The sequence below is a fragment of the Erwinia sp. ErVv1 genome (assembly GCF_900068895.1).
In the GTDB taxonomy this organism is placed as follows: Bacteria; Pseudomonadota; Gammaproteobacteria; order Enterobacterales; family Enterobacteriaceae; genus Erwinia.
Genome location: NZ_CDPK01000016.1, coordinates 1 through 23553, shown reverse-complemented (window position 1 = coordinate 23553; position 23553 = coordinate 1). Strand labels below are relative to the sequence as shown.

General features: G+C 53.7%; 29 protein-coding genes and 3 pseudogenes. 30 read left to right on the top strand and 2 right to left on the bottom strand.

Translation table 11 applies throughout. From position 1 onward, the window contains the following. The first annotated feature begins 327 nt into the window (after nt 1-327). The 11 genes from rpoE (at nt 328) to acpS (ending at nt 9750) form a co-directional block, all read left to right on the top strand. Nucleotides 328-903: an RNA polymerase sigma factor RpoE gene (gene rpoE, locus A1830_RS18195; protein ID WP_067709536.1), complete on the top strand. Its 576-nt coding sequence runs from the start codon at nt 328-330 to the stop codon at nt 901-903. Nucleotides 904-931: 28 nt separating this feature from the next. Beyond that, nucleotides 932-1582, top strand: coding sequence for an anti-sigma-E factor RseA (rseA, locus tag A1830_RS18190; RefSeq protein ID WP_067709534.1), 651 nt, complete (start codon nt 932-934; stop codon nt 1580-1582). Next, the gene (rseB, locus tag A1830_RS18185; protein ID WP_067709532.1) at nt 1582-2535 is read left to right on the top strand and encodes a sigma-E factor regulatory protein RseB; all 954 of its coding nucleotides are present in this window, start codon (nt 1582-1584) and stop codon (nt 2533-2535) included. Before rseA ends, rseB begins: the two co-directional genes overlap by 1 nt. Then, complete coding sequence (rseC, locus tag A1830_RS18180) at nt 2532-2990, top strand: SoxR-reducing system protein RseC (RefSeq protein ID WP_067709530.1); 459 nt, start codon at nt 2532-2534, stop codon at nt 2988-2990. Before rseB ends, rseC begins: the two co-directional genes overlap by 4 nt. 332 nt (nt 2991-3322) lie before the next feature. Further along, nucleotides 3323-5122: a translation elongation factor 4 gene (gene lepA, locus A1830_RS18175; protein ID WP_067709528.1), complete on the top strand. Its 1800-nt coding sequence runs from the start codon at nt 3323-3325 to the stop codon at nt 5120-5122. A 26-nt stretch (nt 5123-5148) separates the two neighbouring features. After that, nucleotides 5149-6108, top strand: coding sequence for a signal peptidase I (gene lepB / locus A1830_RS18170; RefSeq protein WP_067709526.1), 960 nt, complete (start codon nt 5149-5151; stop codon nt 6106-6108). Between the two features lie 137 nt (nt 6109-6245). Next, a complete protein-coding gene (gene rnc / locus A1830_RS18165) occupies nt 6246-6926 on the top strand; it encodes a ribonuclease III (RefSeq protein WP_067709524.1) in 681 nt (226 codons plus the stop codon). Beyond that, the gene (gene era, locus A1830_RS18160) at nt 6923-7828 is read left to right on the top strand and encodes a GTPase Era (RefSeq protein ID WP_067709521.1); all 906 of its coding nucleotides are present in this window, start codon (nt 6923-6925) and stop codon (nt 7826-7828) included. Before rnc ends, era begins: the two co-directional genes overlap by 4 nt. Nucleotides 7829-7833: 5 nt before the next feature. Continuing rightward, nucleotides 7834-8568 carry a DNA repair protein RecO gene (gene recO / locus A1830_RS18155; protein WP_067709518.1) on the top strand — a complete coding sequence of 245 codons (735 nt, stop codon included), beginning with the start codon at nt 7834-7836 and terminating at the stop codon, nt 8566-8568. A 70-nt stretch (nt 8569-8638) separates the two neighbouring features. After that, complete coding sequence (gene pdxJ, locus A1830_RS18150; RefSeq protein ID WP_067709516.1) at nt 8639-9370, top strand: pyridoxine 5'-phosphate synthase; 732 nt, start codon at nt 8639-8641, stop codon at nt 9368-9370. After that, nucleotides 9370-9750 carry a holo-ACP synthase gene (gene acpS / locus A1830_RS18145; RefSeq protein WP_067709514.1) on the top strand — a complete coding sequence of 127 codons (381 nt, stop codon included), beginning with the start codon at nt 9370-9372 and terminating at the stop codon, nt 9748-9750. Before pdxJ ends, acpS begins: the two co-directional genes overlap by 1 nt. Nucleotides 9751-9782: 32 nt before the next feature. On the opposite strand, the gene A1830_RS18140 is transcribed toward acpS, so the two are convergent. Continuing rightward, on the bottom strand, nt 9783-10037 hold the full coding sequence (locus A1830_RS18140; RefSeq protein ID WP_067709512.1) for a YfhL family 4Fe-4S dicluster ferredoxin: 255 nt from the start codon (nt 10035-10037) through the stop codon (nt 9783-9785). 120 nt (nt 10038-10157) lie between these two features. Next, complete coding sequence (locus tag A1830_RS18135) at nt 10158-10835, bottom strand: S24 family peptidase (protein ID WP_067709509.1); 678 nt, start codon at nt 10833-10835, stop codon at nt 10158-10160. A gap of 285 nt (nt 10836-11120) precedes the next feature. On the opposite strand from A1830_RS18135, the gene A1830_RS18130 reads away from it, so the two are divergent. From A1830_RS18130 to A1830_RS18040, 19 genes and pseudogenes are all read left to right on the top strand, one after another. Beyond that, entirely contained in the window at nt 11121-11495 is a 375-nt protein-coding gene (locus A1830_RS18130) for an antiterminator Q family protein (protein WP_067709507.1), read from the top strand. A gap of 865 nt (nt 11496-12360) precedes the next feature. Then, on the top strand, nt 12361-12591 hold the full coding sequence (locus A1830_RS18125) for a class II holin family protein (protein ID WP_067709664.1): 231 nt from the start codon (nt 12361-12363) through the stop codon (nt 12589-12591). Between the two features lie 4 nt (nt 12592-12595). Then, complete coding sequence (locus tag A1830_RS18120) at nt 12596-13108, top strand: lysozyme (protein WP_067709505.1); 513 nt, start codon at nt 12596-12598, stop codon at nt 13106-13108. Further along, nucleotides 13089-13532, top strand: coding sequence for a lysis protein (locus A1830_RS24095; protein WP_369815726.1), 444 nt, complete (start codon nt 13089-13091; stop codon nt 13530-13532). Before A1830_RS18120 ends, A1830_RS24095 begins: the two co-directional genes overlap by 20 nt. Nucleotides 13533-13672: 140 nt before the next feature. Then, nucleotides 13673-14221, top strand: a complete 549-nt coding sequence (locus A1830_RS18110; protein WP_067709501.1) for a phage neck terminator protein — start codon at nt 13673-13675, stop codon at nt 14219-14221. A gap of 3 nt (nt 14222-14224) precedes the next feature. Then, nucleotides 14225-14563, top strand: a pseudogene (locus A1830_RS18105) (DUF3383 family protein); the annotation flags it as partial. 97 nt (nt 14564-14660) lie between these two features. Continuing rightward, nucleotides 14661-15488: pseudogene (locus A1830_RS18100) on the top strand (DUF3383 family protein); the annotation flags it as partial. Between the two features lie 12 nt (nt 15489-15500). Next, nucleotides 15501-15941 (top strand): phage structural protein, encoded by a 441-nt coding sequence (locus A1830_RS18095; protein WP_067709499.1) that lies wholly within the window; start codon nt 15501-15503, stop codon nt 15939-15941. Between the two features lie 3 nt (nt 15942-15944). Next, nucleotides 15945-16361: a phage tail assembly chaperone gene (locus A1830_RS18090; RefSeq protein WP_067709497.1), complete on the top strand. Its 417-nt coding sequence runs from the start codon at nt 15945-15947 to the stop codon at nt 16359-16361. A gap of 44 nt (nt 16362-16405) precedes the next feature. After that, the gene (locus tag A1830_RS18085) at nt 16406-16555 is read left to right on the top strand and encodes a DUF6889 family protein (RefSeq protein ID WP_067709495.1); all 150 of its coding nucleotides are present in this window, start codon (nt 16406-16408) and stop codon (nt 16553-16555) included. After that, on the top strand, nt 16548-18305 hold the full coding sequence (locus A1830_RS18080; RefSeq protein WP_067709493.1) for a phage tail tape measure protein: 1758 nt from the start codon (nt 16548-16550) through the stop codon (nt 18303-18305). Before A1830_RS18085 ends, A1830_RS18080 begins: the two co-directional genes overlap by 8 nt. Further along, entirely contained in the window at nt 18305-18871 is a 567-nt protein-coding gene (locus A1830_RS18075) for a phage baseplate protein (RefSeq protein WP_067709490.1), read from the top strand. Before A1830_RS18080 ends, A1830_RS18075 begins: the two co-directional genes overlap by 1 nt. Beyond that, nucleotides 18868-19176, top strand: coding sequence for a phage baseplate plug family protein (locus A1830_RS18070; RefSeq protein WP_067709485.1), 309 nt, complete (start codon nt 18868-18870; stop codon nt 19174-19176). The genes A1830_RS18075 and A1830_RS18070 overlap by 4 nt, the downstream gene beginning before the upstream one ends. Continuing rightward, nucleotides 19173-20216, top strand: coding sequence for a hypothetical protein (locus A1830_RS18065; RefSeq protein WP_067709483.1), 1044 nt, complete (start codon nt 19173-19175; stop codon nt 20214-20216). The genes A1830_RS18070 and A1830_RS18065 overlap by 4 nt, the downstream gene beginning before the upstream one ends. Before the next feature lie 71 nt (nt 20217-20287). Beyond that, nucleotides 20288-20980: a Gp138 family membrane-puncturing spike protein gene (locus A1830_RS18060; RefSeq protein ID WP_067709481.1), complete on the top strand. Its 693-nt coding sequence runs from the start codon at nt 20288-20290 to the stop codon at nt 20978-20980. Further along, nucleotides 20977-21330, top strand: a complete 354-nt coding sequence (locus A1830_RS18055) for a contractile injection system sheath initiator (protein WP_067709479.1) — start codon at nt 20977-20979, stop codon at nt 21328-21330. The genes A1830_RS18060 and A1830_RS18055 overlap by 4 nt, the downstream gene beginning before the upstream one ends. Next, the gene (locus A1830_RS18050; RefSeq protein WP_067709477.1) at nt 21330-22529 is read left to right on the top strand and encodes a baseplate J/gp47 family protein; all 1200 of its coding nucleotides are present in this window, start codon (nt 21330-21332) and stop codon (nt 22527-22529) included. Before A1830_RS18055 ends, A1830_RS18050 begins: the two co-directional genes overlap by 1 nt. Further along, nucleotides 22526-23191 carry a baseplate wedge 1 family protein gene (locus A1830_RS18045; RefSeq protein ID WP_067709475.1) on the top strand — a complete coding sequence of 222 codons (666 nt, stop codon included), beginning with the start codon at nt 22526-22528 and terminating at the stop codon, nt 23189-23191. Before A1830_RS18050 ends, A1830_RS18045 begins: the two co-directional genes overlap by 4 nt. After that, nucleotides 23191-23553, top strand: a pseudogene (locus tag A1830_RS18040) (hypothetical protein); the annotation flags it as partial. The gene A1830_RS18045 and the pseudogene A1830_RS18040, both read left to right, overlap by 1 nt.

The following is a 23553-nucleotide window of genomic DNA, read 5'->3' as shown; positions in this document are numbered from 1 at the left end:
GCCCGTAGGACGACGTTAATATTGCGAACAGCGGCGGATTGCCGAGATTTTAAGGTGAAAAAGGGAGCCTGTTGGGGTACTCTGCGGCGTTAACAGGACTTTGCATCACCAGGCGTAGAAGTAGAGAAAACAGTAGCTGCTTGAACCGGATAGAAATCATAAAAATGCGTACCGGCTCTCTTCTTCGCACAGCGTCATCACACATATAACAGCGTATGGAACTTAACTCATGATCATCACTCTAAGCGGATGCTTGCTCAAAAAATATGAGTTGTTGCGGGTAGTTCGTCAATGCGTTGGAAAAGATTGGGGGAGACATTACCTCAGATGAGCGAGCAGTTAGCAGATCACGTTCTCGTTGAGCGCGTGCAGAAAGGCGATCAGAAGTCATTTAACCTCCTGGTGGTTCGCTACCAGCACAAAGTGGCCAGTCTGGTTTCCCGTTATGTACCCTCGGGAGACGTACCTGACGTTGTTCAGGAATCGTTTATAAAAGCGTATCGCGCGCTGGATTCATTCCGGGGCGACAGCGCATTTTATACCTGGCTTTATAGAATTGCCGTTAACACGGCTAAAAATTACCTGGTTGCTCAGGGGCGTCGTCCACCGGCAAGTGATGTGGATGCAATTGATGCGGAAAACTTTGAAAGTGCAGGCGCACTGAAAGAAATTTCGAACCCTGAGAACTTAATGTTGTCGGAAGAACTGAAGCAGGTAGTTTTTCGTACCATTGAGACACTTCCCGAAGACCTGCGTATGGCAATTACGTTAAGGGAACTGGATGGCCTGAGCTATGAAGAGATAGCCAGCATCATGGAGTGTCCGGTAGGTACGGTGCGGTCCCGGATTTTCCGTGCCCGCGAAGCTATCGACAATAAAATTCAACCGCTTATCCAACGCTAGAAATAGCGGATACAGGAAGGTATAAGGCATGCAGAAAGAACAACTTTCCGCTTTAATGGACGGGGAAACTTTGGATAACGAAGTTTTGTCAGCCTTGTCTAACGACGCCACGCTCCAGAAAAACTGGGAAAGCTATCACCTGATTCGCGATACCCTGCGTGGCGATCTTGCGCCGGTGATGCATTTTGATATCGCCGACCGTGTCGCAGCGGCCATCGAACGTGAGCCGCGCAACAAAACGACGCCGCTTATTCCTGAAGCGCAGCCCAAACCGGAGCGCTACGAGAATATGCCGTTCTGGCACAAAGTGCGCCCCTGGGCGGCACAGATTACTCAGGTTGGTGTGGCTGCCTGTGTTTCACTGGCGGTTATTGTGGGTGTGCAGCATTACAACCAGCCACAGAATGGTCAGACGGGATCGGATGCACCGGTGTTCAACACCCTGCCGATGATGGGTCAGGCCTCGCCGGTAAGCCTGGGTGTACCCTCTGAGAGCGCTGAGATGAGCAGCGCCCCACAGCGCGTACAGGATCAGCGTCGCCGCGTTAACGCGATGCTCCAGGATTATGAACTGCAGCGCCGTCTGCATTCCGGCCAGGCTCAGTTTGAACAAAACCCTGCGCAGCAGGCCGCCGTTCAGGTTCCTGGTAACCAGTCGTTAGGAATTCAGCAGCAGTAATGAAGCAACTTTGGTGCGCCGTCAGCCTTATGGCTGGCAGCCTGATGTACTCCTCAGTCGCCCCGGCGGAAACCACCTCCGGGGCGCTTCTGCAACAAATGGAGCAGGCCAGCCAGTCTCTTAATTACGAACTCGCCTACATCAACGTTTCCAGGCTCGGGATTGAATCCCTGCGCTACCGTCATGCTGTGCTCAACGATAAAGTCTACGCTCAGCTATTACAGATGGATGGCCCCCGGCGCGAAGTTATCCAGCGCGGCAAAGAAGTTAGCTACTTCGAGCCAGGTCTTGAACCCTTCACGCTAACCAGCGACCATATTGTTGATTCCCTTCCCTCACTGGTGTTTGCCGATTTTCAGCAGGTTGCTGAGAATTACGATTTTGTGCCAGTAGGGCGTGCACGCATTGCCGATCAGCTGTGCGAAGTCGTCCGCATCGTGGCGCGAGACGGAACCCGCTACAGCTATATCGTCTGGCTGGACAGCGAAACCAAGCTGCCCCTGCGTATCGATCTCCTTGACCATGATGGTGAAACGCTTGAGCAATATCGTGTTGTCAGCTTCGCGGTGGACGATGGGGTGCGCAGAATGATGCAGGGGCTGGAAAAAGCCAACATGCCCCCTTCGTTCTCAATGCCGGTGGGTGAGAAAGTGACGTTTAACTGGAAGCCCGGCTGGATCCCTGCCGGAATGAAAGAGCTGACGGAAAGCCGTCGACGCATTCCGGCGCTGAATAAGCTGGTGGATTCGCGGCTCTATTCAGACGGCCTGTTCACCTTCTCCATCAACGTGAGCGCGGCCGATAAAAATAGCGTTCCGCAGCTATTGCGCACAGGTCGCCGTACGGTGCAGACTGAAATACGCGATAATACTGAAATTACCCTTGTGGGTGAACTTCCCCCCTCAACGGCTAAGCGTATTACTGACGGCATTGTTTTAGGAGCAGCGCGATGATGAGAGAATGGGCCACGGTCGTTTCGTGGAAGGACGGCATAGCCACGCTTCATTCGGAAATGAAAACCTCCTGTAGTAGCTGTTCAGCCCGCAAGGGCTGCGGAAGCCAGGTACTGAATAAGCTGGGGCCAAAAAATGCGCATGTGATGACGGTTGCAAGCAGCGAGCCGCTTATTGCTGGTCAGCGTATTGAGCTGGGTATTGCTGAAAAAAGCCTGCTGAGCTCAGCCCTGCTGGTCTATATGACGCCGCTGGTCGGCTTGTTCCTGGTGGCCGGCCTGTTTCAAATGCTGTTTCACAGCGATTTGGCCGCAGCGTCGGGCGCACTGCTGGGCGGAACAGGCGGTTTTATTATCGCCAAAGGGATCTCGGTTTATTTGGGTAAATCGGCCTCCTTCCAGCCCGTCATTTTGAGCATCGCATTACCACCCGATGCCCTGCGTGTTGAAACCTAATCCTGCCCCGGTTCATCTTTCACTGGCTCCCTTCAGGGGAAGCCGGTATCGGCTTATCCCCCGTTATCCGATCTCTGCTCCTTTCGTTAACCGCCCGCACAGTCAGACGGTCAATGAAATGCAGCGCTGTCATGCGTACGCCAGTCAGAAGGCAATGCATTAACAGGCAGGGTATATAATTTGATGAACCGCTATGTATGTGAATTCTTTCGTGGCGGGGGCTAACAGTGTAAGATGCGTGCTCATTGATGGCGGGTACATTGCGTGAAGTGTCCAGTGTTATGTTCACCGCAAGAACTAAACCGAACGTTTAAGCGAAAATATTCATATAAATGAAGCATATAAGAAACTTTTCTATCATCGCTCATATCGACCATGGCAAATCCACGCTATCCGATCGTTTAATTCAGATTTGTGGCGGCCTGACCGAACGTGAAATGGCGGCGCAGGTTCTGGATTCTATGGATTTAGAGCGCGAACGCGGCATTACCATCAAGGCGCAGAGCGTAACGCTCGACTATCACGCGCTGGACGGTGAAACTTACCAGCTCAATTTTATCGACACGCCGGGCCACGTGGACTTCTCTTATGAAGTTTCCCGCTCGCTGGCAGCCTGTGAAGGCGCTCTGCTGGTGGTTGACGCCGGGCAGGGTGTGGAAGCACAGACCCTGGCCAACTGCTACACGGCGATGGAAATGGATCTGGAAGTTGTACCGGTACTGAACAAGATCGATCTGCCCGCGGCCGATCCCGATCGCGTCTCGCAGGAAATCGAAGACATCGTGGGGATTGATGCCACCGATGCCGTTCGCTGCTCTGCGAAAACCGGCGTGGGCGTGCCCGACGTGCTGGAACGCCTGGTGCGAGACATTCCGCCACCGGAAGGCGACCCGGATGGGCCGTTACAGGCGCTGATTATCGACTCATGGTTCGATAACTATCTGGGCGTGGTATCGCTGATCCGCGTTAAAAACGGCACCCTGCGCAAGGGTGAAAAAGTAAAAGTCATGAGTACCGGGCAGAGCTACAACGCTGACCGCCTGGGTATTTTTACGCCAAAACGCGTCGATCGCGACGTGCTGAAGTGTGGTGAAGTTGGCTGGCTGGTCTGCGCCATTAAGGACATCCTGGGCGCTCCGGTGGGCGATACGCTGACGCTGGCACGTAATCCCGCCGATAAGTCGCTACCGGGCTTTAAGAAAGTGAAGCCGCAGGTTTACGCCGGGCTGTTTCCCATCAGCTCAGACGACTACGAAGCCTTCCGTGATGCGCTGGGCAAGCTGAGCCTCAATGACGCGTCGTTGTTCTACGAGCCAGAAAGTTCGACGGCACTGGGTTTCGGATTCCGCTGTGGTTTCCTTGGCCTGCTGCATATGGAGATCATTCAGGAGCGTCTGGAGCGTGAATACGATCTCGATCTGATTACTACCGCACCAACCGTCGTGTACGAAGTGATCACCACGTCGGGTGAGACGGTTCATGTAGACAGCCCATCCAAGCTGCCGCCGCTGAATAATATTGAAGAGCTGCGCGAGCCGATTGCGGAATGTCATATGCTGATGCCACAGGAATACCTTGGCAACGTGATTACTCTCTGTATTGAGAAACGCGGCGTACAGACCAATATGGTCTACCACGGTAATCAGGTCGCGCTGACCTATGACATTCCCATGGCGGAAGTGGTGCTCGACTTCTTCGATCGTCTCAAGTCGACGTCGCGCGGTTACGCCTCACTGGATTATAACTTCAAGCGCTTCCAGGCCTCCGACATGGTACGCGTAGACGTGCTGATTAACAGCGAGCGCGTTGATGCGCTGGCGCTGATCACCCACCGTGATAATGCTCCATACCGTGGACGTGACCTGGTGGAGAAAATGAAGGAGCTTATCCCGCGCCAGCAGTTTGATATTGCTATTCAGGCGGCGATTGGTAACCACATTATTGCCCGCTCTACCGTGAAGCAGCTGCGTAAAAACGTCCTGGCTAAATGCTACGGCGGGGATGTGAGCCGTAAGAAAAAGCTGCTGCAAAAACAGAAAGACGGTAAGAAACGCATGAAGCAGGTCGGTAACGTTGAGCTGCCTCAGGAAGCGTTCCTTGCCATTCTCCATGTCGGTAAAGACAGCAAATAGAGCCTGTGGGCTTTGAGGGAAGTGGAATGGCAAATATGTTCGCCCTGATTCTGGCGATTGCAACCTTACTCACCGGCATTGTCTGGTGTATTGATAAGTTTAAGTGGGCACCGGCCCGCCGGGCAAAGCTGGCACAGTCAGGCGCTGCCACGGGCACGCCGGAGCAGATTAAAGCGGCGAAGCAGCCTGGCTGGGTGGAAACCACTGCATCGGTATTTCCGGTGCTGCTGCTGGTGTTCGTGGTGCGTTCATTCATTTACGAACCCTTCCAGATCCCCTCCGGTTCGATGATGCCAACGCTTTTGATCGGGGACTTTATTCTGGTTGAAAAATTCGCTTACGGTATCAAAGACCCGATTACGCAAACTACGCTGATCCCGACCGGGCATCCGAAACGCGGCGATATCGCGGTGTTTAAATACCCCAAGGATCCGAGCCTGGACTATATCAAACGCGTAGTGGGGCTACCTGGCGATCGGGTCAGTTACGATCCGCAGAGCAAAACGGTGAGCATTAATCCGGCCTGCGCAGGCCAGTCCTGTGAAAAAGCGCTGCCGGTGACCTACTCCAACGTTGAGCCGAGCGATTTTATTCAGACCTTCAGCGGCTTTGACGGCAATGAAGTGGGCAATGGTTTTTATCAGATGCCGCAGGGCGAATCCATGCGCGGCGGACTGCGCCTGGCTACCCGCAATGAAACGCTGGGCGACGTCACGCACGCTATTTTGCTGGTCACCCAGGCACCAGGTCAGGCAAGCTCGTACTATCAGCAGCCGGGTCAGCCACAGTCGACGTGGGTGGTACCGCAGGGTATGTATTTCATGATGGGCGACAACCGCGATAACAGCGCAGACAGCCGCTACTGGGGCTTTGTTCCCGAGCGCAATCTGGTTGGTAAAGCGACCACCATCTGGATGAGCTTTAAGAAGCAGGAAGGTGAATGGCCTACTGGCGTTCGCCTGAGCCGCATTGGCGGTATTCACTGATGCCTACCTTTGGGTAGCATTACTTAGGCGGGTGAGTGCCTGTTGGCATTCACCCTGCACACGAAACAGTCCCGTGTTGGCGCGTCCAGCCCTGTTCCGTGTGCAGAATAATTGACGCATTCAGATACTGGTAACACATGAATCCCATCGTAATTAACAGGCTCCAGCGTAAGTTGGGCTACACTTTTACCCATCAGGAACTGTTACAGCAGGCACTCACGCACCGTAGCGCCAGCAGTAAACATAACGAAAGACTGGAGTTTCTGGGCGACTCAATCCTTAGCTATGTGATTGCTAATGCGCTCTATCAGCGTTTTCCACGCGTTGATGAAGGGGACATGAGCCGCATGCGCGCCACGCTGGTGCGCGGCAACACGCTGGCTGAAATGGCCCGTGAGTTTGATCTCGGTGAATGCCTCCGTCTCGGTCCCGGTGAATTGAAAAGCGGTGGCTACCGCCGTGAATCAATTCTGGCCGATACCGTAGAGGCGTTAATCGGCGGTGTTTTTCTGGACAGCGATATCCAGTCCGTTGAGAAACTGATCCTCAGCTGGTATGCCAGCCGTCTGGATGAGATAAGCCCGGGTGACAAACAGAAAGATCCCAAAACGCGTCTGCAGGAGTATCTGCAGGGTCGCCATCTGCCGCTGCCCTCCTATCTGGTGGTGCAGGTGCGTGGCGAAGCGCATGACCAGGAATTTACTATTCACTGCCAGGTAAGCGGCATGGCGGAACCGGTTGTAGGAACCGGATCCAGCCGTCGCAAAGCTGAGCAGGCAGCGGCCGAACAGGCCCTGATTAAGCTAGGACTTGAATGAGCGAACAAACCACCCATTGCGGCTTTATTGCTATCGTAGGCCGCCCAAACGTCGGGAAATCCACTTTACTGAACCAGCTTCTGGGGCAGAAGATTTCTATTACCTCGCGTAAGCCGCAAACCACGCGTCACCGCATTATGGGGATCCACACCGAAGACGGCTATCAGGCCATCTATGTGGATACACCCGGCCTGCATATGGAAGAGAAGCGGGCGATCAACCGTCTGATGAACCGTGCGGCAAGCAGCTCAATCGGTGACGTCGAACTGGTTATCTTTGTTGTGGAAGGGACGCGCTGGACGGCTGACGATGAAATGGTGGTCAACAAGCTGAAAGATGGCAAAGTGCCGGTTCTGCTTGCCATCAACAAAGTTGACAACATTACTGACAAAAGCATCCTGCTGCCGCACATGCAGTTTCTCAGTCAGCAGATGAACTTTATGGACGTGGTGCCGATCTCCGCTGAAAGCGGTAAAAATGTCGACACCATTGCCAGTATTGTGCGTAAGCGCCTGCCGGAAGCTATCCATCACTTCCCGGAAGACTACATCACTGACCGTTCGCAGCGCTTTATGGCCTCCGAAATGATCCGTGAAAAGCTGATGCGCTTTCTGGGCGCGGAGCTGCCCTATTCGGTGACGGTTGAAATCGAACAGTTCGTGACCAATGCGCGGGGCGGCTATGATATCCACGGTCTGATTCTGGTTGAACGTGAAGGCCAGAAGAAAATGGTTATTGGCAACAAAGGCGCCAAAATCAAAACGATTGGTATTGAAGCCCGTAAGGATATGGAAGAGATGTTCGAGGTGAAGGTCCATCTTGAACTGTGGGTTAAAGTGAAGTCGGGCTGGGCGGATGACGAACGTGCTCTACGCAGCCTGGGCTACACTGACGATCTCTGATCCTGATGGAAGGCTGGCAGCGCGCGTTTGTACTGCATGGACGCCCATGGAGCGAAACCAGCCTGATGCTCGACCTCTTTTCTGAAAATTACGGACGCATCCGCGTTGTTGCCAAAGGCGCACGCGGAAAGCGCTCCAGCCTGAAAGGCGCGCTGCAACCTTTCACTCCACTGCTGGTGCGGTGGGGGGGACGCGGAGAGGTAAAAACGCTGCGCGGGGCTGAACCTATCTCTCTGGCTTTACCCCTGTCTGGCATTACCCTTTACTGCGGCCTCTACGTTAATGAACTGCTCTCACGCGTACTGGAGCAGGAAACCGCCTTCACCGAGCTTTTTTTCGACTATCTCTACTGCCTGCAGGCGCTGGCAGCAGCCAGTGGCTCACCTGAACCCGCGCTGCGCCGGTTCGAGCTGGCAATGCTGGGCCACCTGGGCTACGGCGTCGACTTTCTGCACTGCGCCGGGAGTGGCGAAGAGGTGGCTGAGGGCATGACCTACAGCTACCGTGAAGAGAAAGGCTTTATTGCCAGCCTGGTGATAAACCATAATACCTTTACCGGACGTCAGCTGCGGGCGCTTTACGAGCGAACCTTTCCCGATGCGGATACGCTGCGCGCCGCCAAGCGCTTTACGCGCATTGCGCTAAAGCCTTATCTTGGGGGAAAGCCGCTGAAAAGCCAGGAGCTTTTCCGTCAGTTTATTCCCAAAAAGCGCGCCGACCCGCTTACTGATGCTGAATAAGCACGCGCTTATACCGGCAGGCGCAATGAACAATTTACTCTGCAAATACTGTGAAAAATTGAGGTCCGCTATGGCTGAATTATTGTTAGGCGTTAATATCGATCACGTTGCAACTGTGCGTAATGCGCGCGGTACTCACTACCCGGATCCGGTGCAGGCGGCTTTTGTTTCTGAACAGGCGGGGGCGGATGGCATCACCGTACATCTGCGGGAAGACCGTCGTCATATCACCGATCGTGACGTGCGCATCCTGCGGCAAACTATTCAGACGCGCATGAATCTTGAAATGGCCGTTACCGACGAGATGATCGATATTGCCTGCGAAATCAAGCCGCATTTCTGCTGTCTGGTGCCTGAAAAGCGTGAGGAAGTCACCACCGAGGGCGGTCTGGACGTGGCCGGTCAGCTGGAAAAGATCACCGTTGCCGTCTCGCGCCTGAAAGAAGCGGGGATCCTGGTATCGCTGTTTATCGATCCCGATCATCAGCAAATTGATGCCGCTATGGCTACCGGGGCACCCTTTATCGAAATTCATACCGGTGCCTATGCTGAAGCCAGTGAGGGACGGCTGCGTGATGCGGAATTCAAACGCATTAAAGATGCGGCGGTCTATGCTGACGGCAAAGGGCTGAAAGTGAATGCCGGGCATGGGCTGACTTACCACAACGTTCAGCCGATTGCCGCGCTGCCACAGATGCACGAGCTTAATATCGGTCACGCCATCATTGGTCGGGCGGTGATGAGCGGGCTGGCGGAAGCGGTTAAAGAGATGAAAAATCTGCTGCGGGAAGCGCGTCGCTAATGGCGATTCTTGGCCTTGGCAGCGATATTGTGGAAATTGCCCGTATTGAAGGGGTAATTTCCCGTTCCGGCGACCGGCTGGCGAAGCGGGTGCTGAGTGAAAATGAATGGCAGCAGTATCTGGCCCATCAGCAGCCGGTGCGATTTCTTGCCAAACGCTTCGCGGTGAAAGAAGCGGCAGCCAAAGCCTTTGGCACCGGCATTCGCGGCGGCCTGGCGTTTAATCAGTTTGAAGTTTATAACGATGAGCTGGGAAAGCCGGGCCTGCGCTTTTTTCAGCAGGCGGCTGACGTGGCGAAGAGGCTGGGCGTGGTTCATGTTCATGTCACGCTGGCTGATGAGCGTCATTACGCCTGCGCCACGGTAATTATTGAGAATTAAGCAGGCAGGATCCTGTCTGCACAATCCCTCGATCAGCTGGCGTGATGCAGCACCACAAATTTTTCCCACAGCCGTTCGCGGCTTTCGATACGGTCCGGGTCGGTCACAACGGTGTTGTCGATCGGGCAGACCTGCTGGCAGGTTGGGGTATCGTAATGCCCTATGCACTCGGTACAGCGATCGGCATCAATCTGGTAAATCGCATCGCCCATGGAGATGGCCTGATTAGGGCATTCAGGCTCGCACATGTCGCAGTTAATACAGTGCCGGGTAATTAGCAAAGCCATATAACGTTCATTTCCATAACCCGTTTCACGGGCAATCGTTTGACTGACGGCAATAATTTACCATATTGCCAGCTCGGCAGGCGAGTGCTGACTGACCCGACCCTGACTAAGGTCAGGTAATCAGGGATACCAGAGCGATGATTTTGCAATACCCGCCACGTACTGCATTTTTGTCACATCCTGCACGGCAATACGAATGGGGGCATGATCTTCATTCACCGGTAAAAGGTGGAAAAAACCATCTCGTTTGAACAGAAACGTTTTGACCATCACTTCGCCATTATTCGTCACTACCAGCACCTCGTCACCGGGATGAAAATTCTGGTTAGGTTCGACGATAACAAACTCACCCTCCTTAATACGCGGCATCATTGAATCACCCACGCACTTAAGCGCGTAAACGTCATGATCGCTGGAGGGCCAGCGTAGAAAACCATCTCCGTTCCCGACCGGATACTGCATATCGCTCCAGTAGCCGCCATGTCCCAGCTGAGTATTCCCCAGTACCGGCACTTTTTGCAGCGCAAATGAGTGAAGGTCGCCTTCAATCTGAATCAGGTTACTGCTTTGTACCGATCTCAGGTCGCGTTCGATAAGATCAACGGGGGATACCTGAAAGTAATCTGCCAGGTATTTCAGCGTCGTATACTTGGGATCCTTGACCTCACCGGTCAGCAACCGATGCAGCGTTGACTGCTGTAAATTTACTCTTTTTGACAGCTCAGTTACGCTTATAATCCCGCTTTCATCCATTAAGTGTTTGATATTTCGGTTAAGAATATCGAGATCAAAAATCATCGTGTTATCTCTCGTTAAATTTTCCTGTTGGGTAATGCATTTTTGCATTAAAATTGCTTTTCTAATCGTTTGTGGGTTGATGACTAATGCATTTTAGTATAGATTGCCAACATTGTCACCATCGATAAGCCGGATTAAAGCATGTCTGGCGAGCCTGCGGTCAGTTCGGGCGTACGTTCGGACCCTTAGGGGCAACGCGTCGTAACAGAACAGATGTCAGGAAGGTGGAGGGCAGAAGGCAGGGGAAATATCACCCGGGACAGGATTACGTAAGAGGGGGGTTATATGCGAGATATACAAAAGGTACTGGAAAGATGGGGTGGATGGGCTGCGGCAGAGGGCACACAGCTGGACTGGTCACCTGTAGCGGCAGGTTTTAAAAGCCTGTTACCGACAGAGAGTAAGTCCCGTCTGTCCTGCTGTGATAATGACGGGATGATTATTGACTCCGCCATTGCCACATTAAAAAGGGTGGGGCGCGATGAAGAGGTTGATCTGGTTGTTCTACACTATATGTATAATGTGTCGAAATCGGGTATTGCCCGTAAGCTGAAATGTTCTGAAGGGAAAATCCGTAACCAGTTGATGATAGCCGAGACGTTTATTGATGCCTGCATTATTATGACGGACGCGAAACTCGAAATGGACGCATGGGTTTAAAATTTTCAATAATAAGTCTTTTCGTAACGAATTATCCCTGATAATCTGATAAAAATTGAAATTAACTGATTAAATCTGAGCGATTTCACTGGATGAACCACAGTTATTTCCTTTAGCCCTTAAGGGGTTTAGTTTGTAATGAAATCCTGTTCTTTGAGCCCACGGGTTGTGGGAGTGTTTTACGGGCGATGATTTATTAATATTTGAAAAAAATCATACTAAGTGCTTTTCGTAACGAAATTAACGAGGTACTGTATTAGCATGCAAGTAAAGATGCTGTCGCTGTAAAAAAACCTGCCTTCATGGCAGGTTTTTTTATGGGTAAAACAAAATGTTATTTGATTCGTTATGTAATCAACTGCGTATTTTTTTTTGGTTGAGAAATAAAAAATAAAAGCTTTTCGTAACGAAATTCATCCTCTACTATAGCATCATGAAATAAATAAGCCGGTGATGATTGGTTGGGTTATTAAGTGAGTTCCATGCGGATAGCATGTGCTGTATATAAATGATGTTTATGATGTGCATCTAATTAAATTCAAAAAAATCCCAGTAAAGCTTTTCGTAACGAATTCTACACTGTAGTGTGAAAGCATACAGATTGAATAAGAACAGATGCGACTGGCGGATTTCCCGGTGCAAGAGACATTGCTGTAAGGCGTGTTACTTCACCCTCGATTAATAACTCCTTTTATCAATATTTATTTAATAACAGGAGGGTAATTGCTTTGATAACACTACTCAGCAATCTGACTCGTTAAGTCAGGTGTCAATATCCCTCCAACGGAAAGGAATATACGGGTTAGATTGCCTCAATAATTCATCAAGGCGGATAATTCCGCCGATGAGGATGAGCGACAATACGATGAACAATTTAACGTCTGGCGCCGCCTATGGTGCAGCGATAGGGACAATGGCGAATGGATTCCTTAATTGCTTCAGCCCGGATGAATGGAGCGCAATCGGCGTGCTGGCAGGCATATTAGTAGCACTTTTTACCTTCGTTATTAACTGGTATTACCGGCGAAAAATGACGATAGCTCAAATAAAAGCGCTGCAAAGATGCACTCATGTCTTAACGGAGATCGACGAGTAAATTTATGGCGTTATCACCTAAATTGAAAAAAAGGCTTATCGCCGCGGCTGGCAGCGGGGCCTTTATTATCGCCACGCATCTTTTGCAGGGTGAGGAGGGTCTTGAAGGGCGGGTATATCGCCCCTACCGCGATGTTGCCGGGATCTGGACGGTATGCGATGGTCACACCGGCAGTGGCATCGTTCCAGGTAAAATTTATACAGACCAGCAGTGCGATAGCCTGCTCAGGGACGATCTTAAGCCCATTGAGCAGGCGGTGGACGGTCTGGTAAAGGTGCCGCTTAACGAATATCAGCGCGCAGCACTGTATAGTTTTACCTTCAATGTGGGTATTACGGCCTTCCGGCAATCGACTCTGCTCAGGGAACTAAATGCAGGTCACTATCAAGACGCCTGCGATCAAATGCGGCGCTGGGTCTATGCTGGCGGGAAAAAATGGCGAGGGCTGATCAATCGTCGTGAAACCGAGCGCTCTGTATGTTTACTGGAAGATGGAAATGAACTGGCTGAGCGTTAAGTTAGGAATAATGATGGCGGGTTTACTGGTTGTTTTTATTCTGGCAAAAACCGCAATATTTTATCGAAGCGAATATCATCATGCGCTTAAACGCGTGGATGAAAAACAAACGCTTATTAAGGATATGCAGCAGCGTGAAAAGAAAGTTAGTCAGATCGATAAGGAGTATTCTAACAAGCTGCAACAGGCTCTGGAAAATGTCAGTCAGCTTGAGCATTCTCTCTCTGCTGGCCGCAGGTTGCAGTTCGCCGCCACCTGCAATCGCAGTAATTCCACCCCCGGCGTGGATGATGCAACCCGCGCCAGACCTGATAACACCGCTGAACGGGATTATTTCACTCTCCGGCGAAGAATCGAAATCGCCAGAGCGCAAATAAGCGGGCTCCAGGCTTATATCCGTTCGCAGTGCCTGAATGAACATTAAATAGCTGCGCTTAATACCGCATGTAGCACCTTTAGGCAGATCGATTGCGTTAACTGATGCGTAAAAGCGACCATTTTTTAACTAAAATGGCGGCCCTTTCTGCGCAAAATTAAGAACTGATAAATCATGATGGAGGTGAATTGAGTAATAACTCAACGACTGAATCAGGGTGGCTGACGCCCCTGAATAGTGAGGCTGTTTACGATGATGCATTGGTTGAACAATTGCAGCAATGGGTAAGCGGTATTACCGGCTTGCCAGCGGCCAGCGTTATTGCTGCCGGGCCAGTAAAGACATCCTCTGCATTTACGGCTGAAGAAAATGGCTGCGCCATCGCGGTGAGTACTCTTTCTTCCACGGGTGCGCCGGTAATACAAAATCAACAGGAGGGGAATGCTGAATTATGGCGCTTTGAGCTTATTGAATGCGATATCACCTTTTATGGTCCTGAAGGGCAGCGTTATGCCACTCGATTACGGGATGGCTTAACAATATCGCAAAATATCGATGAGCTTGATCGCTTTGATATCAGTGCAGAGAACTGTGGCGATATAACGTCGTCTTTTGAAACTACGGACAATATCTCGCGGCGGATTAATCAGCTACGGGTGCGTCTGAATCGTAAAACTGTCCGTTTATACGGCATTAAATCACTGGTGGAAACACCTTTTAATCTGATTGGAGAATAAAGTATGTCACAAGGATTACCTTTATCCAGCATTGTGAACGTTGACGTTATTATGTCGCCTGCCGCGGCAACGGGCCGCAACTTTGGCTCTATGCTGATTTTGGGCAGTTCAACGGTTATCCCCGTTTCCGAACGCCTGCGCCTCTATTCCTCTGCGGAAGATATCGGCACGGACTTTGGGATTGCTTCTGCTGAGTATCAGGCAGCCTCAGTCTATTTTGCTCAGTCGCCGAAACCTCAGCAGCTCTATATTGGCCGCTGGGCGAAAACGCTGGCGACCGGCGAAGCGGGCGAGGCTGAAACCCTCCCTCAGGCGGTGAACGCACTGCTGCAGTATACCGAATGGTATGGTCTGGCGATNACGGGGCCGCTGGGCGAAAACGCTGGCGACCGGCGAAGCGGGCGAGGCTGAAACCCTCCCTCAGGCGGTGAACGCACTGCTGCAGTATACCGAATGGTATGGTCTGGCGATTGCCGCCTCCGGCGATGATGCCGTAACCGATAGCGACCTGCTGGCCGTTGCCGCCGCCATTGAGTCATCCAGCCAGAGCCGGGTCTTTGCCGTCACCACTGATAATGCAGAAACGCTTGATGCGACCTCACAGAGCGATCTGGCGGCGAAGCTGAAAGTGGCGGGCTATGGCCGCACCTTCGTTCAGTACTCCACCAGCAGCCAGTATGCCGCTATCTCGGCGTTCGCCAGGGCGTTCACCGTCAACTTTAGCGGCAGCAACACTACGCTGACCCTTAAGTTCAAAACCGAGCCGGGCGTGGGCTACGAAAAACTGACCAGCAATCAGGCGGCGGCGCTGACGGCGAAACATGCCAACGTCTACGTTCTCTATGCCAATGATACCGCCATTTTGCAGCAGGGCGTCATGGCGAACGGCGACTTCTTTGATGAGCGCCACGGGCTGGACTGGTTGCAGAACTCGGTGCAAACCAACCTTTTCAACCTGCTTTACACCTCAACCAGCAAGATCCCACAGACCGAAGCGGGGATCACCCGACTGATGACTAACGTCGAAGCCTCCATGGCACAGGCGGCAACCAACGGTCTGGTCGCGCCGGGTGTCTGGAGCGGTGGCGACATCGGCCAGCTCAGCTCGGGCGATACGCTGACCAAAGGGTATTACGTTTATGCCCAGCCTCTGGCATCCCAGGCGCAGGCCGATCGGGAAGCCCGTAAAGCGCCGCTGATTCAGGTGGCATGCAAACTGGCGGGTGCTGTGCACTACGCCGACGTTCAAATTAATGTAGTTCGCTAAGGAGATATCACAATGGCAGCATATTCTTTTATGGATGTAACGGCGTCTTTTGTCGGTCCAGGCGTAGTCTTCGACGTGGGCAGCGGTTCTGCTCACTCAGACGAGGGTATTACCGTCGCCATGGCGGGTAATAAAAACACCATGACCCTGGGTATTGATGGCGAAGGGATGAACTCCCTGCTGCCCGGTAAAAGCGGCACCATCACCATCAACCTGCTCCAGACGTCACCGGTCAATAAAAAACTGTCTCTTGCCTACAATGCGCAGAGTGAGTCCTCTGCCACCTGGGGGAATAACGTTATTGTCATTCGCAATAACGCCTCAGGCGACGTGATTACCGCGCGCGGCGTGGCGTTCAACAAACTTCCCGATATGAAATTCACCAAAGAGGGCGGCACGCTGAGCTGGGTATTTGACTGCATCAAGATTGATCAGGTGATGGGAGTGTATTGATTTATGGAATTCGATATTAAAGATATTCCGTACCGTACAGCCCGGCTGGGCGTATTTGAACAGCTGAAAGTCTCCCGTAAATTACTCCCGGTTCTGGCCGGGATAGCCTCGGACATTGACGGCATCAAAAGCGTTGCGGCCAGGGGTAATCTTAGCCAGGCGCTGGAAACGGCGCTGCCTAAGATCGCTAATGCGCTCTCTGATATGAGCGACGACGACGTTAACGCCATTCTGCATCCCTGCCTGGCGGTCGTTTCCCGCCAGCAGGGTAAAGGATGGGTGCCGGTGTTTACCCAGGGCACGCTGATGTTCGACGACCTGGATCTTATGACGATGCTGAAGCTGGTTGCGCGCGTGGTGGAGGAGTCGCTGGGAAATTTTTTGCCAGAACGCCCCGCCAGCGAGACTGCGCCGTCGTAAGTGGCTTAACGCTGGAAACCCTTCCAGACGATGAAGATTTTCTGATGCGCCCGGTGGAAGCCGGGTATATCAGCTACGCCGCCCTCAAGGATGGCACGGTCGACCTGGCGGACATTGCCCGCATGAACGACTGGCTGGATCTGAAGGCGGATAACGAAAACCGCATTATTCGATGGAAACAGGCTAATGAGTGATGAAGGCGTAGCGGGCTTACCGGCTGTGCTGGAAGAATATCAGCGGAAAGAAAGCAGCGGGGCGGGGGCCTTCGCGACGAAGGCACTTGATCAACTACTGGCCGGGCTTAACAAGCTTGAGGAGAGCAAGGCGTTAAATCAGGTCGTGTCCTTTATGGACCATGCGACAGCGATATTACCGCAGTTCGGCGCGGCATTGGGGACGATTAGCGACGTGGTGGCCCGTACCACCGGGCATATCGCCACGGCCGTAAACTATGTCATTCAGGTTTCCGGGCGTTTTGAGCAACTGGGCTGGCGTGCGCAACAGGCCGGTATGAGCGCCGCCGATACCCAGGGGCTTGACTACGCCGGTGCGCAAACCGGCGTGGGGGGCGATGCCCTGCTTAAGGCCGTTACGGCGCTTGCCGATCGGGTGAAAAGTTCGCCCGAGTCGGAGGCGCTGCTTAACCGGCTCGGCGTTACCACGCGGGATGATAAGGGCCAGCTCAGTTCGGCAGGCCAGATTTTTAACGGCGCCAGCAGTAAGCTGGCGGCCCTTCCACAGGCGCAGGCGGCGGACTTTGCCAGCAGGCTGAATATCAATCCGCAGATCGCTACGGCCATGCGCCAGGGGCTGGGGGAGTTTAGCGCGGAATATGCCCGCATCGTGGACACTCTCGGCGTCAATATGAGCCAGGTGACCGCCAGCGGTCATCATATGATGACGGCCCAGCGGCGCATCAGTCAGGTCGGCGACCTGGTTCAGGCTAAAAGCGGCAGTCGGCTGATGGACGGCCTGGCAGACTCCTTTGACCGCTTAAGCGGCAGGCTGCTGGAGAATGCGCCTGATATTGAGCGCACGCTGGGTAAGGTGGTGGATATCCTGCTCAGCGTGGCGGAAGTGGGGGAGCGCGTTGTCGTGCGGCTGGTTCAGGGCGCAAACGATCTGACGGGCTGGTGGGACGGACTGGATAACGGCACAAAGCAGCTGATAACCATTTTGGGTGAAGTGACGGTTGCCTGGATGCTGTTAAACAGCGCATTTCTGCTCTCACCGATCGGCATCATCGCCGGGCTGGGCGTGGCGATCCTCGCGTTATACGACGACTACAAAACCTGGCAGGAAGGAGGCAAGTCCCTTATCGACTGGGATACGTGGGCGCCTGGTATTGCTGCCGCGAAAACGGCGATTGGCTGGCTGGTAGATAAGTTCAATAAGCTGAATCAGGGCACCCTTGACTGGAAAGAGGGGCTGCAAACCCTGTCGGACTTCCTGACGGGGAACTGGTCGCCCGATATGATCGCGGCCGTGGAAAAGGTAAAGGCCTTTCTTAACCGCTTCTTTACGGAGATGGGCAAAGAGCTGGCCGAAGGGCCATTTGTATCTTTTCTGCATAAGGTGCATTTTTTCTCTGATAAGGACATTGAGGATATGAAGCATTCCTTTACCGGGCTCTTTTCACCGGATGGAACTGACGAAAAGAGCCCAAAGAGCGGAGTGCAAAGTGCCTTATCCGGGCCGGCGAAGGCCCTGAATGCTCAGCTGCTGATGCTGCATGCGGCCAGTATTCAGGCTACGGACGGACGACAGGCCTCAGTCAGTGAGGTGAACAGCGTTAACCAGGATAAGGTGGTGAATCTCCAGCAGGAGACGCATATCAACGTCAGCGGTTCGGCCGATCCCGTTGCCACCGCCTGGCAGGTTAAGCAGCATCAGCACGATGTTAACGCTTATTTCGTTGAGCAAGCTTCTGCGAGGCCAACATAATGGATCTTTTCTCAACACTTTTTACCCTACAGCGTCGGCAGATTGGCGTGCTGATCCCGGATGTGGTGACCGCTGAAACCCATACCGATACGTTAACGACCGCCAGCCACCCGGTTGAGCGGGGAGCAAAAATCTACGACCATGCCTGGCAAAATCCCGCCCAGCTGGATATGACGATTGGGTGCGCGGGCGGCGGCTCGCTGCTGGACTTATGGGATACCCGTTCGCTCGCGTCCGGCCTGAGTCTGGGGCAGAGCCCGAAAGAGGTGTATCAAAAATTACGCGATGCGCAGCAAAATCGGGAGCTGCTGGACGTGGTGACCGGCAAGCGCTTATATCGCAATATGCTGATCACCTCGATAACCGTGTCGGGCAGCAGGGACAATGAAAATGCATTGATTGCCACTTTAAAGCTGACTGAAGTGCTGGTCAGCGAAACGCAGCTGAGCTACAGCGCCGGGAAAGACAATATGCAGCAGGGCGTGGCCACCGCCGAGGTGCATAACAGCGGTAAGAAAGTCACCCGGCCATGGAGCGGCACGTCGGCTATAAGGGGGGCAGCGTGAATATCAATGAAATTCCGTTATCTGCGGATAATCAGCGATTCGATATCTCCATCAACAATATCAGTTATCGCATCGGCCTGCTGTGGCGCGATCCCTGCTGGATTCTGGATCTTCAGGATATTAACGGCAGCGATATTATCACCGGTCTGCCGCTGGTGGCTGATGTTAACCTGCTGGAGCAGCACGGCTATCTCAACCTGGATTTCGGGCTGGCGGTTTTCTGTGACGATCCCACGGCAGGATCGCCCGGGCAGTTTGATCTCGGTACTAAGAGTCATCTTTGCGTCCTGACGGAGTCACTATGAGCGTCAACTGGAACCGCTATCTTGAGCTGGTCCTGACGGATAAGGACCAGCAAAATTACGTCTTAGGCGATTTGAAAATCACCTTTACCATCACCACCGACGTCAGTAAACCCGGTAGTGAGGCGACCATCGCCCTTTACAATCTGGCGGAGGGGACCCGCAATAAAATTCTGAAAGGAGAGTTTACCCGAATCAAAGTGGTGGCGGGTTATCAGGGGATCGCGCCGGCGGTTCAAAGCAGCGAGGTAGGCGTTGCTGTGCCAGTTTCGCAGGAGGAGACGGGCCAGAGTCGGGGACTGAACTATGGTGAGATCTTTAGCGGCGAGATCCGCTATGCCACCACTCAGCAGGAATCGACACCCGATTATGCGATGATCGTGCATGCCGTCGATGGACACCGGGCGGCCTTAACCACCACCCTGAAAAGTACGCTGGCGGCAGGTTATCGGCCTGGGGATGTTTATTCGCTTACCCTGCGCAACTTCGACCCGGCAGGCGTAACGTCAGGCGCAACCGGCACCCTGCCTGACACGCGCTTCCCGCGCGGACGGGTGTTTTATCAGACGGCCGCGCAGACGATGGATAACGTGGCTGCGCAGTGCCACTCAAGCTGGCAGTTTGTTGATGGAAAGCTGCAAATGGTACCGGAGGAGAGCTACCTTTCGTCCTCGGTGGTACTTAACTATCAGTCCGGCCTGATTGGCGTGCCTTCGGTAAACATTGATAACGGGATAACGGTGAAATGTCTGATCAACCCCAATATCCGTCTTCACGGCACCGTTGAGATTAATCGAAGCATGTTAACTCAGGATGATGCTGCATCTTCGTCACAGGGCACGGCGGCAGCCGGAGCAAATGACACCCAGAAGGGTGCGGACAGTAAAAGCCATGCGGGCGATCTCTCATCCGAGGGGGTTTATATCGTCAAATCCATTACTTACGACGGCGACACCCGTGGTACCAACTGGTATATGACCCTGCTGTGCATTGCCCGGGAAAACCAGACGCTGATTAACCTCACCCCGCAAAAAGCAACCTAACATTCGCGCCAGCCTCTGCGGCGCCCGTTTTTTATCAGCCCGCCGCGTGCGGGTTTTTTAATGGAGTTTTTATGCCAGTTCCAATTCAGTCAGTGATTGGCGGGGAATATCAGGCGTATAAAGCCTTATCCAACTCGGTATCCTCCGCACTGCGCGTCTCTCTGCCCGGCATCATTCACTCATTCGACCCTGTTGCGGTGACCTGCGAGGTGCAGCCCGCGATTAAAGGGACGGTGCGCGACGGCAAAGGCGGCAGCAAATCGGTAGAGCTGCCCATGCTGGTGGATGTACCGGTCATTTTTCCACGCGGCGGCGGCTGTACCATTACCTTTCCGGTCAAAGCGGGCGATGAGTGCCTGCTTCTCTTCAGCGACCGCTGCATTGACTTCTGGTGGCAAAGCGGCGGCGTTCAGGAGCCGGTCGACCCGCGCCAGCACGATCTTTCCGACGCGTTCGCGCTGGTCGGCCCGCAGTCGCAGGCGCAAAAAATCGCTGATATCAGTACCGATTCCCTGCAAATTCGCACCGACGAAGGCAGCGCCTTTATCGCCCTGGCGCAGAGCGGGGCGGTGACTATTAACACGTCGCTGTTAACGATTAACGGCAACGTCAGCGTTAATGGTGAGGTCACCACCAAAGGCAACGTCAGCGTCGACGGCGGGATCACCTCCACCGGAGATCAGATTGCGCAGGGCATTAGCCAGGCGACACACGTTCACGGCGGTATTCAGGGTGGCAACAGCGTCACTAAGGTGCCGCAATGAAATATCGGCGTGAAGACAAGGACGGTGACTACACCTTCGGCAAAGGGGACAACACTTTTCTGACGGACAGCCCGGAGGCCGTCGCCCAGGCGATCAAAACCCGGCTGATGCTGTGGTACGGGCAGTGGTTCCTTGATACCACCGAGGGAACGCCGTGGATGAATCTGCTCTCCAACAGGCCAAACGACGCTGCGGTCGAGCTGGCGCTGCGCCAGCGCATCCTGGAAACCGAGGGGGTGCTGGAAATCCTCTCATTTGAAATGAGCTTTACCGCCACAACGCGGCGGGCGGTCGTTACGGCGACGGTCAGCACCCGGTACGGCACCACGACAGTCACAAGCGAGGAATAATGGCACTTAATCTTTCAACGCTGGGGTTATCGGCAACGATAACGGCCCAGGGGATCGCTGCGCCCGGCTATCAGGCGATCCTCAGCACCCTGACCGGTTATTTTCAGCAGATTTACGGCAGCGATGCGTACCTTGAGCCGGACAGCAAGGATGGGCAGATGCTGGCGATAGTCGCGCTGGCTATTCATGATACCAATAATGCGGTTATCCACTGCTACAACGCTTTCTCGCCCTCTACCGCGATGGGCGATGCACTGAGTCGAAACGTAAAAATCAACGGCATCACCCGCCAGGGGGCTACCTCTTCCGTGGTGGATGTCACCCTGACCGGTATTCCCGGCACCACTATCAGTAATGGCTCGGTCAGGGACAGCAACGGCGTTATCTGGAACCTGCCCGACAGCGTCACCATAGGCACCGCGTCAACGGCGACTGTAACGGCGACCTGCGCCAGTGCGGGCGCCGTGGTAGCGCTGCCGGGAACGGTCAACGGCATCAATACGCCGACCCGGGGCTGGACATCCGTAACCAATATTCCGGCGGCGACGCCCGGTACGGCGGCGGAAACGGACAGCGAGCTGCGCCTTCGGCAGACGCAGAGCGTAGCGCTGGCCTCGCTCACGCCTTTTGATGCACTGGATGCCGCTATCGCCAGCGTACCGGGGGTAACCAACCACCGGCTCTATGAAAACGATACCGGGACGGCTGACGCTCACGGTATTCCGGCGCACGCCATTGCGGCGATTGTTGACGGCGGCGATGTGACCGCTATTGCGCAGGTGCTACGCGGGAAGAAAGGGCAGGGAACGGCGACCTGGGGCTCGTCAACGCTGGTGGTTAGCGATAAGTATGGCAACCCACATAGCATCAGTTTTTCCCGCCCCTCTGACGTCCCGGTGCACGTGGCCATCGTTATCAGAGCTTTCACCGGCTATACCACGCAAATCGGTGAGGATATGAAAACCGCGATTGCCGCTTACATCAACGGCCTTGCGATCGGTGAGGATGTGTTGCTGAGCCGCCTCTATTCACCTGCAAACCTGGCAGACACCAGCGGTGGGGCGCACGGCTATTACGACATCACCCAGCTACAGATTGGCAGATCGGCTGCCAGCATGGCGGTCGCTAACATTGCGGTGGCCTATAACGAATCCGCCTCGGTCAGCAGGGAGAATATTACGATTGAGGTAACGGTATGAGTCAATATACCGATCTGATCGCTAATTATCATCGTGATAAGCCCCTGTTCACCGGGCATATCGATCTCTCAACCCAGCCCTTCATTGATGCGCTGGGCACCACACAACGTTTGATTACCGCTTTTGACATTGATGACGCGACCGGCAGCCAGCTGGATATTCTGGGGGAATGGATTGGTCGTACCCGAATCGTGGCCAAACCTATTGCGGGTATCTATTTCTCCTGGGATACCGAGGTGGTGGGCTATGACCAGGGCGTATGGCAGGGCCCGTACGATCCGGATGCCGGCTTTACCCGCCTGAGTGATGACGTGTACCGCTCGATTCTGAAAGCAAAGATCGCCATCAACCGCTGGGACGGTACCAACGATTCGCTGCCGTCCATTCTGGATGCGGCTTTGGTGGGTACCGGTTTATCAATGCAAATCGTCGACAATCAGGATATGACCGTTTCTATCGAGGTTTTTCCTGACACGACAATCTCTGAGGTCTCACTTGAACTACTGGCTGCCATCCGCCAGGGCTACCTGACGGTTAAGGCGGCAGGGGTTTACGCCGGTGAGATCCTGACACCGTCCGTAGGCAATCAGTTTTTCGGTTTTGACCTCGACAACCACTATATCGCCGGATTTGATGAAGGCGCATGGGGAGTAAATCTTTAATGGCTACAAATAACTTTAAACCTTTTGCAACGGCTTCCGGCGCCAACGTCGTCAGCCAGAGCGACTACGAGCAGCTGCAATCGCTGGCTACCGGGTTCCAGTCCGGCAAAGCCTCTTCGGCGCAGATCAATAAAGCGCTGCGGCAGAGCACCACGATGGCCGCCGTTCTGGCACAGTTTATTGCCGATAAAAGCGGTAAGGACGTGCTGGATGATGGCACCGTCGCAACCCTCGTCACCAATCTGCTGGCGGCGCTAAAAGCCAATAACGCCGAAGGGTTTCTCCAAACCGCAAATAGCTTTTTGGAGATCAAAAACGCAGGCCCAGCGGCGGTGGCTGCGGCTCTTGGAAACCTTGGTTTA

Coding starts and splice junctions, on each gene's coding strand:
- A1830_RS18050 (WP_067709477.1), top strand. CDS start 21,330: ATGGCACTTAATCTTTCAACGCTGGGGTTATCGGCAACGATAACGGCC.
- A1830_RS18135 (WP_067709509.1), bottom strand. CDS start 10,835: ATGATTTTTGATCTCGATATTCTTAACCGAAATATCAAACACTTAATG.
- A1830_RS18045 (WP_067709475.1), top strand. CDS start 22,526: ATGAGTCAATATACCGATCTGATCGCTAATTATCATCGTGATAAGCCC.
- rseB (WP_067709532.1), top strand. CDS start 1,582: ATGAAGCAACTTTGGTGCGCCGTCAGCCTTATGGCTGGCAGCCTGATG.
- A1830_RS18065 (WP_067709483.1), top strand. CDS start 19,173: ATGAGCGTCAACTGGAACCGCTATCTTGAGCTGGTCCTGACGGATAAG.
- rpoE (WP_067709536.1), top strand. CDS start 328: ATGAGCGAGCAGTTAGCAGATCACGTTCTCGTTGAGCGCGTGCAGAAA.
- lepA (WP_067709528.1), top strand. CDS start 3,323: ATGAAGCATATAAGAAACTTTTCTATCATCGCTCATATCGACCATGGC.
- recO (WP_067709518.1), top strand. CDS start 7,834: ATGGAAGGCTGGCAGCGCGCGTTTGTACTGCATGGACGCCCATGGAGC.
- A1830_RS18095 (WP_067709499.1), top strand. CDS start 15,501: ATGGCAGCATATTCTTTTATGGATGTAACGGCGTCTTTTGTCGGTCCA.
- A1830_RS18090 (WP_067709497.1), top strand. CDS start 15,945: ATGGAATTCGATATTAAAGATATTCCGTACCGTACAGCCCGGCTGGGC.
- A1830_RS18060 (WP_067709481.1), top strand. CDS start 20,288: ATGCCAGTTCCAATTCAGTCAGTGATTGGCGGGGAATATCAGGCGTAT.
- rseA (WP_067709534.1), top strand. CDS start 932: ATGCAGAAAGAACAACTTTCCGCTTTAATGGACGGGGAAACTTTGGAT.
- A1830_RS18055 (WP_067709479.1), top strand. CDS start 20,977: ATGAAATATCGGCGTGAAGACAAGGACGGTGACTACACCTTCGGCAAA.
- A1830_RS18130 (WP_067709507.1), top strand. CDS start 11,121: ATGCGAGATATACAAAAGGTACTGGAAAGATGGGGTGGATGGGCTGCG.
- A1830_RS24095 (WP_369815726.1), top strand. CDS start 13,089: ATGAACTGGCTGAGCGTTAAGTTAGGAATAATGATGGCGGGTTTACTG.
- A1830_RS18075 (WP_067709490.1), top strand. CDS start 18,305: ATGGATCTTTTCTCAACACTTTTTACCCTACAGCGTCGGCAGATTGGC.
- A1830_RS18080 (WP_067709493.1), top strand. CDS start 16,548: ATGAGTGATGAAGGCGTAGCGGGCTTACCGGCTGTGCTGGAAGAATAT.
- A1830_RS18125 (WP_067709664.1), top strand. CDS start 12,361: ATGAACAATTTAACGTCTGGCGCCGCCTATGGTGCAGCGATAGGGACA.
- rnc (WP_067709524.1), top strand. CDS start 6,246: ATGAATCCCATCGTAATTAACAGGCTCCAGCGTAAGTTGGGCTACACT.
- A1830_RS18140 (WP_067709512.1), bottom strand. CDS start 10,037: ATGGCTTTGCTAATTACCCGGCACTGTATTAACTGCGACATGTGCGAG.
- era (WP_067709521.1), top strand. CDS start 6,923: ATGAGCGAACAAACCACCCATTGCGGCTTTATTGCTATCGTAGGCCGC.
- A1830_RS18085 (WP_067709495.1), top strand. CDS start 16,406: ATGCGCCCGGTGGAAGCCGGGTATATCAGCTACGCCGCCCTCAAGGAT.
- lepB (WP_067709526.1), top strand. CDS start 5,149: ATGGCAAATATGTTCGCCCTGATTCTGGCGATTGCAACCTTACTCACC.
- acpS (WP_067709514.1), top strand. CDS start 9,370: ATGGCGATTCTTGGCCTTGGCAGCGATATTGTGGAAATTGCCCGTATT.
- pdxJ (WP_067709516.1), top strand. CDS start 8,639: ATGGCTGAATTATTGTTAGGCGTTAATATCGATCACGTTGCAACTGTG.
- A1830_RS18120 (WP_067709505.1), top strand. CDS start 12,596: ATGGCGTTATCACCTAAATTGAAAAAAAGGCTTATCGCCGCGGCTGGC.
- rseC (WP_067709530.1), top strand. CDS start 2,532: ATGATGAGAGAATGGGCCACGGTCGTTTCGTGGAAGGACGGCATAGCC.